Origin of the sequence: Streptomyces sp. NPDC002790 (assembly GCF_040295505.1) — a bacterium.
Taxonomy (GTDB): domain Bacteria; phylum Actinomycetota; class Actinomycetes; order Streptomycetales; family Streptomycetaceae; genus Streptomyces.
Genome location: NZ_JBEOVM010000021.1, coordinates 14,693 through 27,365, shown reverse-complemented (window position 1 = coordinate 27,365; position 12,673 = coordinate 14,693). Strand labels below are relative to the sequence as shown.

Sequence of the window (12,673 nt, the reverse complement as noted above, 5' to 3'; positions counted from 1 at the left end):
GGTGTCTCAACTGTCGGACGCCGCCCGGCCCGTGGAGGCGCGGACGACGAGGCGGGGACGGGCGGTGGTGCTGTGGGGGGCGGGGTTCTCGGGGCTTTCGGCACTGGTGAGGCGGTGCAGCAGAAGTTCGGCGGCGCGCCGTCCGCGCTCGGTGGAGCCGAGGTCGACGCTGGTCAGCGGGGGCCAGCCGGCCTGCGCGAGCTCGCTGTCGTCCATCCCCGCGACGGCGACGTCCTCGGGGATCCGCAGCCCGCGGGCGTGCAGGGCGCGGGCCGCGCCGAGCGCCAGCTGGTCGTTGGCGCCGAAGACCGCGTCGGGCCTCAGGTCCAGGAGCGCCTCGGTGGCCGCGGCCCCGGACTCGATGCCGAAGTCCGTGTGCACGATGAGCTCCGGTTCGTAGGCGAGGCCGCAGTCCGCGAGGGCCTTGCGGAAGCCCTCGCCGCGCTTGCGCCCGGGAACCGTGTCCGCGGGGCCGTTGACGAAGGCGATGCGGCGCCGGCCCGTCTCGTACAGATGGCGCACGGCGAGCGCGACGCCCTCGACGGAGTCGGCGCGCACGCTGTCGACCGGGACGCCGCCGGGCAGCGAACCGATGACGACGACCGGCCCCGAGGCCGAGCGCAGCGCGGCCACATGGGCGTCCGTGATGCGGATGGGGCACAGGATGAGGCCGTCGCTGGTGCGGTCGCCGAGGCTGTGGAGCACGGCCAGTTCGTCCTCGGCGACGGCGTCCGTGGAGTGCAGGAGGAGGCGGTACCCGGCGGCCTTCGCGACGGACTGGATGGCGCGGACCATCGCCACGTACACGGGGTTGCCGATGTCGGGCATCGCGAAGGTGAGCTGGCGGGTGCGGCCGTCCTTGAGGGAGCGGGCCACCGCGTTGGGCACATAGCCGAGTTCGGCGGCGGCGCGCTCGACCTTCTCGACGGTCGCGGGGCGGGCCCCGATCCCGTTGAGCACGCGGGAGACGGACGCGATGGAGACCCCGGCGCGCTCGGCGATGGAGATGATCGTCGGCTTCGACACCGCGTTCCCCCTCCACTTCTGTAAACGTTTTCCGCTACTGGAAACGTTTACGGATGTTGCTCCCTCGTTTCCCGCCCGTCAACGCGCATTTCCTGTGATCCAGGTCACCGGCCGGTTCGGGAAGGTGGAGGTCAGCGTGTTGCGCAGGGTGCAAAACCGCAGGTAAGTACGGCCTTCCTTGCTGGCAGGGCCGATTTTTCGCGCGTACTTTCGGACTCGTAGAAACAGCAGTCACAGGGGAGCGGAGTTCACGAGCATGACCATCATCGAGACCGGGGCAGCACTGCACGACGCCCACCGGGACAACCACACGCACCGTGATGTCAACGGTGGCTGGCTGCGCCCCGCGGTCTTCGGCGCGATGGACGGGCTCGTCTCCAACTTCGCGCTCATGACCGGCGTCGCGGGCGGCGCCGCCTCGCACCAGACGATCGTCATCACCGGCCTGTCGGGCCTCGCTGCCGGAGCCTTCTCCATGGCCGCGGGCGAGTACACCTCCGTCGCCTCCCAGCGTGAGCTGGTCGAGGCCGAACTCGACGTCGAGCGCCGCGAGTTGAGGAAGCATCCGGCCGACGAGGAGAAGGAGCTCGCCGAGCTGTACGTCTCCCGCGGCGTCGAGCCGGAGCTCGCGCACGAGGTGGCCAGGCAGCTGTCGCGGGACCCCGAGCAGGCCCTGGAGATACACGCACGCGAGGAGTTGGGCATCGACCCCGGCGAGCTTCCCTCGCCGATGGTCGCCGCCGTCTCGTCCTTCGGATCGTTCGCGCTCGGCGCCCTGATCCCGCTGCTGCCGTATCTGCTCGGGGCGAGCGCGCTGTGGCCCGCTGTGATCCTCGCGCTCGTCGGACTCTTCGCGTGCGGGGCGGTCGTGGCCAAGGTGACGGCGCGATCCTGGTGGTTCAGCGGGCTGCGGCAGCTGGCCCTCGGTGGCGCCGCGGCGGGTGTGACGTATCTCCTGGGGAGCGTCTTCGGCACTTTTGCTGGTTGACGGGTCGCGGCCGTGGCCTGAAGATGCCTATACAGCGTCTTGCATAAGTAGTCGTTACCGCGCGGTTTCGATTACTTGACCACGGGGCATGAGCCGTAAGCGCTGGGGGCAATGAGGCCCGCGGCGCACGCCGGCACCACCCGGCCTCCGGTCATCGATCTGCCCGGTGAGGCCTCTTCCGCCGCCACCCGCGGTGTCCGCATGTTGGAACGCAGTATCCGGTTCCCGAGAACCGACCCATCATGTAATCTGCACGAAATTTTTTGAGCTGCACTTCTCAGCAGTGAGCTGCACTTCTCAGCAGAGGGCCAACGTCGTCCCTCGGCACGTTCCTTGCCACGACGACGACGGGAGAGCCGATGCGTACCTCGCGCCAGCCGTCCCAGCATTCCAACAGCGGCCAGACCTGGTCGCACATGGATGCTCGCCCTGCTGCCCAGGGCATGTACGACCCGCGTAACGAGCACGACGCCTGCGGCGTCGGGTTCGTGGCCACCCTCACCGGCGAGGCGAGCCACACGCTGGTCGAGCAGGCCCTGACCGTTCTGCGAAATCTGGAACACCGCGGTGCCACCGGCTCCGAGCCCGACTCGGGCGACGGTGCGGGCATCCTGTCCCAGGTTCCGGACGCCTTCCTGCGCGAGGTGGTCGACTTCGACCTCCCCGAGGCCGGTGCGTATGCCGTCGGTATCGCCTTCCTGCCCGAGGAGGGCACGGAGGACTTCGTCTCGAAGATCGAGACAATCGCGTCCGAAGAGGGCCTGAACGTCCTCGGCTGGCGCGAGGTCCCGGTCGCCCCGCAGCTCCTCGGCGCCACCGCCCGCTCGACGATGCCGGCGTTCCGCCAGATCTTCGTCGCGGACGGTTCCTCGAAGGACATCGCGCTCGACCGCAAGGCCTTCGTGCTGCGCAAGCGCGCCGAGCGCGAGGTCGACGTGTACTTCCCGTCGCTGTCCGCGCGCACGATCGTATACAAGGGCATGCTGACCACCGGCCAGCTGGAGCCCTTCTTCCCGGACCTGTCCGACCGCCGCTTCGCATCCGCGATCGCGCTCGTGCACTCCCGGTTCTCCACGAACACGTTCCCGTCGTGGCCGCTCGCGCACCCGTACCGCTTCGTCGCGCACAACGGTGAGATCAACACCGTCAAGGGCAACCGCAACTGGATGCGCGCCCGTGAGTCGCAGCTCGGCTCCGAGCTCTTCGGCGGTTCGGACAATCTGGAGCGGACCTTCCCGGTCTGTACGCCGGACGCCTCCGACTCCGCCTCCTTCGACGAGGTCCTGGAGCTGCTGCACCTCGGTGGCCGTTCGCTTCCGCACAGCGTCCTGATGATGATCCCGGAGGCCTGGGAGAACCACGCCTCCATGGACCCGGCCCGGCGCGCCTTCTACCAGTACCACTCCAACCTGATGGAGCCCTGGGACGGCCCGGCCTGTGTCACCTTCACCGACGGCACCCAGGTCGGCGCCGTTCTCGACCGCAACGGTCTGCGCCCCGGCCGCTACTGGGTGACCGACGAGGGCCTCGTCGTCCTCGGCTCCGAGGTCGGCGTCCTCGACATCGACCCGGCCAAGGTCGTCAAGAAGGGCCGCCTGCAGCCCGGCCGGATGTTCCTCGTGGACACCGCCGAGCACCGCATCATCGAGGACGACGAGATCAAGAACGCTCTCGCCTCCGAGCACCCCTACGAGGAGTGGCTCGAGGCCGGCGAGATCGAGCTCTCCGACCTCCCCGAGCGCGAGCACATCGTGCACACGCACGCCTCCGTCACGCGCCGCCAGCAGACCTTCGGCTACACCGAGGAAGAGCTCCGCATCCTCGTCGCGCCGATGGCCAAGGCCGGCGCCGAGCCGATCGGCTCGATGGGCACGGACACCCCGATCGCGGCGCTCTCCGCCCGCCCGCGGCTGCTCTTCGACTACTTCACGCAGCTGTTCGCGCAGGTCACCAACCCGCCGCTGGACGCCATCCGCGAGGAGCTCGTCACCTCGCTGCGCTCCCCGCTGGGCCCCGGCAACAATCTCCTGGAGCCCACGGCCGCCACGTGCCGCGCGGTCACGTTGCCCTTCCCGGTGATCGACAACGACGAGCTCGCCAAGCTCATCCACATCAACGCCGACGGCGACATGCCCGGCATGAAGGCCGTGACCCTGTCCGGCCTGTACCGGGTGCACGGCGCGGGCGACTCGCTCGCCGCCCGGATCGACGAGATCTGCGCAGAGGCCGACGCCGCCCTCGAGGCCGGCGCCCGCCTCATCGTGCTCTCCGACCGGCACTCGGACGCCGAGCACGCGCCGATCCCCTCGCTGCTGCTCACCGCGGCCGTACACCACCACCTCATCCGTACGAAGAAGCGCACCCAGGTGGGCCTCCTCGTCGAGGCCGGTGACGTGCGCGAGGTCCACCACGTCGCGCTGCTCATCGGTTTCGGTGCCGCGGCCGTCAACCCGTACCTCGCCATGGAGTCCGTCGAGGACCTGGTCCGCGCCGGTACCTTCCTCAAGGCCGACGAGGTGGGATCGGCCGAGGACGCGATCCGGAACCTGATCTACGCGCTCGGCAAGGGCGTCCTCAAGGTCATGTCCAAGATGGGCATCTCGACCGTCGCCTCCTACCGCGGCGCCCAGGTCTTCGAGGCCGTCGGCCTCGACGAGGCCTTCGTCGAGAAGTACTTCAACGGCACCACCACCAAGATCGGCGGCGCCGACCTGCGCGTCATCGCCGAGGAGGTCGCCGCCCGGCACGCCAAGGCGTACCCCGCCTCCGGCATCGCGCCCGCGCACCGCGCGCTCGACATCGGCGGCGAGTACCAGTGGCGCCGCGAGGGCGAGCCGCACCTGTTCGACCCGGAGACCGTCTTCCGCCTCCAGCACGCCACGCGCTCGGGCAGCTACGACATCTTCAAGAAGTACACGGACCGCGTGAACGAGCAGTCCGAGCGGCTCATGACGCTGCGCGGCCTGTTCAACTTCAAGGCCGAGGGCCGCGAGCCGATCTCCATCGACGAGGTCGAGCCCGCCTCCGAGATCGTCAAGCGGTTCTCGACCGGCGCCATGTCGTACGGCTCGATCTCCCAAGAGGCGCACGAGACGATGGCCATCGCCATGAACCAGTTGGGCGGCAAGTCCAACACCGGTGAGGGCGGCGAGGACCCGGAGCGCCTGTACGACCCGGCGCGCCGGTCCAGCATCAAGCAGGTCGCGTCCGGCCGCTTCGGCGTGACGAGTGAATACCTCGTCAACTCCGACGACATCCAGATCAAGATGGCCCAGGGCGCCAAGCCCGGCGAGGGCGGCCAGCTGCCAGGCCACAAGGTGTACCCGTGGGTCGCCAAGACGCGTCACTCGACGCCGGGCGTGGGCCTGATCTCCCCGCCGCCGCACCACGACATCTACTCCATCGAGGACCTGGCTCAGCTGATCCACGACCTCAAGAACGCCAACCCGCAGGCCCGCATCCACGTGAAGCTGGTCTCCGAGGTCGGCGTGGGTACGGTCGCGGCCGGTGTGTCCAAGGCGCACGCGGACGTCGTCCTGATCTCGGGTCACGACGGCGGCACGGGTGCCTCACCGCTCACCTCGCTCAAGCACGCGGGTGGTCCCTGGGAGCTCGGCCTCGCCGAGACCCAGCAGACGCTGCTGCTCAACGGCCTGCGCGACCGCATCGTCGTGCAGACCGACGGACAGCTCAAGACCGGCCGCGACGTGCTCATCGCCGCGCTGCTCGGCGCCGAGGAGTTCGGTTTCGCGACCGCGCCGCTCGTCGTCTCCGGCTGCGTCATGATGCGCGTCTGCCACCTGGACACCTGCCCGGTCGGCATCGCCACGCAGAACCCGACGCTGCGCGAGCGGTTCTCCGGCAAGGCCGAGTACATCGTCAACTTCTTCCGGTTCATCGCCGAAGAGGTCCGCGAGCTGCTCGCCGAGATGGGCTTCCGCTCCATCGAGGAGGCCGTCGGCCACGCCGAACTCCTCGACACCGAGCGGGCCGTGAACCACTGGAAGGCGCAGGGCCTCGACCTGGAGCCGCTGTTCCACGTGCCGGACCTGCCCGCGGGCGCCGTCCGGCACCGGATCATCGAGCAGGACCACGGCCTGGAGAAGGCGCTCGACAACGAGCTGATCAAGCTCTCCGCCGACGCCCTCGTCACGAACGGCCAGACGGACGCCCAGCCGGTGCGCGCCCAGGTCGCCATCCGCAACATCAACCGCACGGTCGGCACCATGCTCGGCCACGAGGTGACGAAGAAGTTCGGTGGCGCGGGCCTGCCCGACGACACCATCGACATCACCTTCACGGGCTCCGCGGGCCAGTCCTTCGGCGCCTTCGTGCCGCGCGGCGTGACGCTGCGCCTGGAGGGCGACGCCAACGACTACGTCGGCAAGGGCCTCTCCGGCGGCCGCATCATCGTCCGCCCGGACCGCGGCGCCGACCACCTCGCCGAGTACTCGACGATCGCCGGCAACACCATCGCGTACGGCGCGACGGGCGGCGAGCTGTTCCTGCGCGGCCGCACCGGCGAGCGCTTCTGCGTCCGCAACTCCGGTGCCACGGTCGTCTCGGAGGGCGTGGGCGACCACGGCTGCGAGTACATGACCGGCGGCCACGCGGTGATCCTCGGCGAGACGGGCCGCAACTTCGCGGCCGGCATGTCGGGCGGCATCGCGTACGTCATCGACCTCGACGTCGACAACGTGAACGCCGCGCTCCAGCCGGCGGTCGGCGTCCTCGACGACACCGACAAGCAGTGGCTGCACGACGTCGTGCGCCGGCACGCCGAGGAGACCGGCTCGACGGTGGCCGAGAAGCTCCTCGCCGACTGGGATGCCTCGGTGGCCCGGTTCGGCAAGATCATCCCCAGCACGTACCAGGCAGTGCTCGCCGCCAAGGACGCCGCCGAGCGAGCCGGTCTCTCCGAGACCGAGACCACCGAGAAGATGATGGAGGCGGCGACCAATGGCTGATCCCAAGGGCTTTCTCAACCATGGCCGCGAGGTCGCCGAGACCCGCCCGGTCGACGAGCGCGTCAAGGACTGGAACGAGGTCTACGTTCCCGGTTCCCTGCTGCCCATCATCAGCAAGCAGGCGTCCCGCTGCATGGACTGCGGCATCCCGTTCTGTCACAACGGCTGCCCGCTGGGGAACCTGATCCCCGAGTGGAACGACTACGCGTACCGTGAGGACTGGTCGGCCGCGCAGGAGCGCCTGCACGCGACCAACAACTTCCCGGAGTTCACCGGCCGGCTCTGCCCGGCCCCCTGTGAGTCGGCGTGCGTGCTCGGCATCAACCAGCCGGCCGTCACCATCAAGAACGTCGAGGTCTCGATCATCGACCAGGCGTGGGACCGGGGCGATGTCGCCCCGCAGATCCCGGAGCGCCTGTCGGGCAAGACCGTCGCCGTCATCGGCTCGGGCCCGGCCGGTCTGGCCGCCGCCCAGCAGCTGACGCGGGCCGGACACACGGTCGCCGTCTACGAGCGCGCCGACCGCATCGGCGGCCTGCTCCGCTACGGCATCCCCGAGTTCAAGATGGAGAAGCGCCACATCAACCGCCGCATCGAGCAGATGCGCGCGGAGGGCACCAAGTTCCGTACGGGTGTGGAGATCGGCCAGGACATCGACGCGGCGAAGCTGCGCAAGCGCTACGACGCCGTCGTCGTCGCCGCGGGTGCGACCGTGTCGCGTGATCTCCCGGTCCCCGGCCGTGAGTTGAACGGCATCCACTACGCGATGGAGTACCTGCCGCTCTCCAACAAGGTGCAGGAGGGCGACTTCGTCCAGCCGCCCATCACCGCCGAGGGCAAGCACGTCGTCGTGATCGGCGGCGGCGACACCGGCGCCGACTGCGTGGGCACCGCCCACCGTCAGGGCGCCGCCTCGGTGACGCAGCTGGAGATCATGCCGCGCCCGAGCGAGGACCGGAACACGACCACGCAGCCGTGGCCGACGTTCCCGATGCTCTACAAGGTCACCTCGGCCCACGAGGAGGGCGGCGAGCGCATTTACTCGGCGGGCACCACCCACTTCGAGGGCGACGAGGACGGCAACGTCCAGTGGCTGCACCTCAACGAGGTCGAGTTCATCGACGGCAAGCTCACGCCGAAGCCCGGCAGCGAGCGCAAGATCCCGGCGCAGCTGGTCACCCTCGCGATGGGCTTCACGGGCACGGACCAGGAGAACGGTCTGGTCTCGCAGTTCGGCCTCGACCTCGACGCGCGTGGCAACGTCGCCCGCGACGACGAGTTCCAGACCAACGTCCCCGGCGTCTTCGTCGCCGGTGACGCGGGCCGCGGCCAGTCCCTCATCGTGTGGGCCATCGCGGAGGGCCGCTCGGCCGCCCGCGGCGTGGACCGCTTCCTGACGGGGGTGTCGGAGCTGCACGCTCCGATCCGGCCGACGGACCGCTCGCTGACCGTGTGATCCGTGCGGGCCTGACGGCCCGTCAATGAACGTCCCGTACAACGGCGTACGGAACTGAGCGCGACGCTCGCCCTAAAGTCCCCGACCGGACGCTGGGCGGGCGTCGCGGTGCGTTCGGCCCGGTTCGGCCCGGTTCGGCCCGGTTCAGCCAGGGATGTGGAAGGTCTCGCCGTAGACCTTCCATGTCAGGGGCGTCTTCAGGGACAGGTTGCCGTCGTAGAGGAACTGGCGCTGCGCCGTGTCGATGCGGGTCGTGTCGCGGTCGGGGTTCTTCGCCTTCATGGCCTTGCGGCGCAGGTCGAGGAAGATGTCGAGGTAGGCCTTCTCCTTTCCGCCCTGGGACGGGGTGTCGGCCTCCTTGAGCGCCGCCTCGCGCAGGCCGTAGAAGCCGTGCGGGCCCGTGCCGGGGCCGTGCAGGACCATCGCGTCGTAGTAGATGAACTGGCCGAGCGTGCCCAGGCCGTCGAGCTTGGCGAGGCGGACCGCCGGGTCGAAGTAGCCCCGGTCGCGCTCCTTCTCCTGGACGTCCCGGAAGGCCTTGTGTGTGGCCTCCTGCTTCCACGCGGCGGTGAAGCCGGGGTCGAGGCCCTTGTGGGAGTCGGTGCCGTCGACCTTGCGCAGGGCCGGGAGGAAGCGGGCCAGGCCGTTGTCCGGGTGGGCCTTCGTGTAGCGCTCGACCAGGGTAAGCAGGTCGTGGGTGCCGGTGCAGAAGCCGATGATGCCGGCCGTGTAGCCCTGGCCGTCGTCGATGTCCTCGATGTAGCCGTACGCGCTGCGCCAGTCCAGCGTGGAGTTCTCGGCGCTGGCGACGATCTGCTGCGCCAGGTCCTTCTTCTGCGGGGCGGCGAGGCCGGGCGGCAGGCTCGCGATCGCCTTGTCATCGGCTTTGCGCTCCGCTTCGGGCTGGTGGGCGGAGGCGGGGGGCCGCGCGTGCGGGGCGGGGGCGTCGGTGGGCGACAGGAGGTATACGGCGGCTGTGGCGAGGGGGGCCACGGCCAGGAGGGAGAGGGTTATGCAGCCCGCGCGTTTCATGCGGCACAGATTATGCGCCCGGCACCGTCGTTACGCCCTCGGGGCTCCGCCCCGGCCCCCGCGCCTCAACCGCCGGCGGGGCTTGATTTTGCCGCAGGGGCTCGATCTATCAAGCCCCTGCGGCGTGTGAGCAGGCCCGCCCGGCAGGGCTGCTCCTAGCCCCTGCGGCGTTTGAGCAGGCCCGTCCGGCAGGACTTTCGGGAAGGGGCGGGGTGGGGGAGACAAGCGGCCCCGGCCTACCCCACCACTCGCGCCCGGCACGCCGCCGGCGACCCCCACGCGTCGCGCAGCGGGCGCGCCTTGCGGAGCCACAGGGACAGGTCCAACTCCTCCGTGTACCCCACCGCCCCGTGGAGTTGAAGGGCCGCGCGAGCCGCCACATAGCACGCCTCGCCCGCCGCAAGCTTCGCCGCCGCGATGTCCGCCGACGCCATCGTGAGCGCCGCCCCGAACAGCAACGGACGCGCGAACTCCAGCCCCACCAGCGCATCCGCGAGCCGATGCTTGACCGCCTGGAACGATCCGACCGGCACGCCGAACTGCTCCCGCTGCCGGACGTAGTCGACCGTACGGCGGAGCAACTCCAGTCCCACGCCGAGCGACTGCGCCGCCGTCAGGAACGCCGCCATGTCCCTCGCCTCCCGCACCTTCGCGCCCCGCGCCACGACCTCGCCGCCCTCGTCCGGTGCGAACAGCCGGCGCGCCGGGTCCGCCGACTCCCGCAGCGGACCGTGACCGGCGGCGAGCCGCACCGTGTCGCCCTCCACGAGGAACACGGCGTCCGCCGAATCCGCGTCCAGCGCATACGGTCCCGACGCCAACGTCACCGCCACGTCCCCCGCCGCGATCCGAGGCAGCCACTCCTTCGCGGCCTCCGTACCGTTCAGCAGCACCGCCACCGCCGCCGTCTCGACGACCGGCCCCGGTATCGCGTGGCGCCCCAACTCCACGTACGACAACGCCAGTTCCACGGGCAGCGGGCCCACCCCTTCGTACGCCTCCGGGACGGCCAGCGCGAACACTCCCGCCTCCGCGAGCCGCCCCCACAGAGCCCGTCCGGGCCCGGCGTCACCGCCCGCCCACGCGCGGACCGCCGATGGGGTGTCCGCCGCCGTCAGCATCCGGTCGAGCGTGCGGCCGAACTCGGCCTGCTCCGCGTCCAGGAGGAACCTCATCAGCGGCGTCCCTTCGGCAGGCCGAGCAGACGCTCGGCGATGATGTCGCGCTGGATCTCGTTCGTCCCCGCGTAGATCGGCCCGGCGAGCGAGAAGGTATAACCCTCGGCCCACTCGCCCTCCGCCAATTCGCCCTCCGCGCCCAGTAGTTCCAGCGCCGTCTCGTGCAGCGCGATGTCGTACTCCGACCAGAACACCTTGTTCAGGCTCGACTCCGCCCCGATCTGCTCACCCGCCGCGAACCGCGACGCGTTGCCGTACGTGAACAGCTGGTACGCGCGCGCCCCCACCACCGCGTCCGCCACCCGGTCCCGCAGCGCCGGATCCGCGCCGCTCTCCCGCCACAGCCCGAGCAGCCGGTCCGACGCGGCCAGGAAGCGGCCGGGGGAGCGCAGCATGAGACCCCGCTCGTTCCCCGTCGTCGACATCGCGATGCGCCAGCCGTTGCCGACCTCCCCGATCACGTCCTCGTCCGGGACGAACACGTCGTCAAGGAACAGCTCGGCGAAGGCCGGTTTGCCGTCGATGCGGCCGATCGGCCGGACCGTGACACCCGGCGCGCGCAGGTCGAACATCAGGTACGTGAGCCCGTGATGGGGCTTGGCCGCCTCCGGGTCCGTACGGAAGATGCCGAACGCCCGGTCGGCGAACGCGGCCCGCGACGACCACGTCTTCTGCCCGTTCAGCAGCCACCCGCCGTCCGTGCGCACCGCCCGCGAGCGCAGCGCCGCCAGGTCGGAGCCCGCTTCCGGCTCCGACCAGGCCTGCGCCCAGATCACCTCGCCGCTCGCCATCGACGGCAGTACGCGCGCCCGCTGCTCGTCCGTGGCGTGGTCGAAGAGTGTGGGGGCGAGAAGGTTGATGCCGTTCTGTGAGACGCGGCCAGGGGCCCCCGCCGCGTAGTACTCCTCCTCGAAGATCAGCCACTTGAAGATGTCGACGCCGCGGCCCCCGAACTCCTCGGGCCACGAGACGACCGACCAGCGGTCCGCGGACAGCTCGGCCTCCCACGCGCGGTGCGCGGCGAAGCCCTCCTCGGTCTCCAGGGACGGCAGCGGCTCGGCCGGTACGTGCTCCGCGAGCCACGCCCGCGCCTCCTCGCGGAACGCGTCCTGATCCGGGGTGAACTCCAGGTTCATCGGGCACCCGCCTCCTTCATGGCGTGGACGTCCATGCCGCCCAGCGAGTCCGACGCCGTCTCCGCGTTGTGCGCGTGCGCCAGGTGGTGCAGGCCGAAGACGGAGTCCAGGCCCGCGTGCATGCCCTGGAGGTCCTCCGCCTGGTTCACCGCGCGCTTGGTCAGCGCGAGCCCGAGCCGCGGCATCTCGCCGACCCGGTCCGCCAGATCGCACGTGGCGGCCGCCAGTTCGTCCCGGGGCACCACCCGGTTGATCATCCCCACCTCGTGCGCCCGGCGTGCGCTCATCCGCTCGCCCGTGAACAGGAACTCCTTGGCGATCCGCGGCGGCATCACCCACGGGTGCGCGAAGTACTCGACGCCCGGGATCCCCATCCGGACGACGGGATCCGCGAAGAACGCGTCCTCGCTCGCCACGATCAGGTCGCACACCCAGGCCAGCATCAACCCGCCCGCCACGCACGCCCCTTGCACCGAGGCGATCACCGGCTTCGGCAGCTCGCGCCAGCGCCTGCACATGCCCAGGTACACCTCCGACTCGCGGGCGAACCGCGACTCGGCGCCCCGCTTGTCGGAGTGGTCCCACCACAGCCCGGCCCGCCGCTCGAACGGCAGATGCGCGTCCCGCTCCGGCGTCCCGATGTCGTGCCCCGCCGAGAAGTGCTCGCCCGCGCCCGAGAGGACGACGACCTTGACGGCCTCGTCCTCGGCGGCCCGGTAGAGGGCGGAGTCCAGGGCATACGTCATCGCCGAGTTCTGCGCGTTGCGGTACTTCGGCCGGTTCATCGTCACGTGCGCGACCCGGCCCCTGACCTCGAACAGGACGGGCTGCGGCGCGGTTTGTTCTGTGGGCATCGGAGACATCCTTCCCTAACAAGTGTTTGGTAGGTT

The 12,673-nt window shown here is 70.3% G+C and carries 8 protein-coding genes; 3 read left to right on the top strand and 5 right to left on the bottom strand.

Annotation, left to right across the window (positions count from 1 at the left end; genetic code table 11):
• Positions 1–6: 6 nt before the first annotated feature.
• Positions 7–1,026 carry a LacI family DNA-binding transcriptional regulator gene (locus tag ABT004_RS13155; protein ID WP_351335143.1) on the bottom strand — a complete coding sequence of 340 codons (1,020 nt, stop codon included), beginning with the start codon at positions 1,024–1,026 and terminating at the stop codon, positions 7–9.
• 256 nt (positions 1,027–1,282) lie between these two features.
• On the opposite strand from ABT004_RS13155, the gene ABT004_RS13150 reads away from it, so the two are divergent.
• From ABT004_RS13150 to ABT004_RS13140, 3 genes are all read left to right on the top strand, one after another.
• Positions 1,283–2,014 carry a VIT1/CCC1 transporter family protein gene (locus ABT004_RS13150; protein WP_351335140.1) on the top strand — a complete coding sequence of 244 codons (732 nt, stop codon included), beginning with the start codon at positions 1,283–1,285 and terminating at the stop codon, positions 2,012–2,014.
• 359 nt (positions 2,015–2,373) lie between these two features.
• The gene (gene gltB / locus ABT004_RS13145) at positions 2,374–6,981 is read left to right on the top strand and encodes a glutamate synthase large subunit (protein ID WP_351335138.1); all 4,608 of its coding nucleotides are present in this window, start codon (positions 2,374–2,376) and stop codon (positions 6,979–6,981) included.
• On the top strand, positions 6,974–8,437 hold the full coding sequence (locus ABT004_RS13140; protein WP_351335135.1) for a glutamate synthase subunit beta: 1,464 nt from the start codon (positions 6,974–6,976) through the stop codon (positions 8,435–8,437). The genes gltB and ABT004_RS13140 overlap by 8 nt, the downstream gene beginning before the upstream one ends.
• Before the next feature lie 144 nt (positions 8,438–8,581).
• Here the strand turns inward: ABT004_RS13140 and ABT004_RS13135 are convergent, their stop codons facing one another.
• The 4 genes from ABT004_RS13135 to ABT004_RS13120 all read right to left on the bottom strand — a co-directional run bounded on the left by ABT004_RS13135 (position 8,582) and on the right by ABT004_RS13120 (position 12,637).
• Positions 8,582–9,469, bottom strand: a complete 888-nt coding sequence (locus tag ABT004_RS13135) for a chitosanase (RefSeq protein ID WP_351335132.1) — start codon at positions 9,467–9,469, stop codon at positions 8,582–8,584.
• A 236-nt stretch (positions 9,470–9,705) separates the two neighbouring features.
• The gene (locus tag ABT004_RS13130) at positions 9,706–10,644 is read right to left on the bottom strand and encodes an acyl-CoA dehydrogenase family protein (protein WP_351335130.1); all 939 of its coding nucleotides are present in this window, start codon (positions 10,642–10,644) and stop codon (positions 9,706–9,708) included.
• Positions 10,644–11,783, bottom strand: coding sequence for an acyl-CoA dehydrogenase family protein (locus ABT004_RS13125; protein ID WP_351335127.1), 1,140 nt, complete (start codon positions 11,781–11,783; stop codon positions 10,644–10,646). The genes ABT004_RS13130 and ABT004_RS13125 overlap by 1 nt, the downstream gene beginning before the upstream one ends.
• Entirely contained in the window at positions 11,780–12,637 is an 858-nt protein-coding gene (locus ABT004_RS13120) for an enoyl-CoA hydratase (RefSeq protein WP_351335125.1), read from the bottom strand. The genes ABT004_RS13125 and ABT004_RS13120 overlap by 4 nt, the downstream gene beginning before the upstream one ends.
• Positions 12,638–12,673 lie beyond the last annotated feature (36 nt).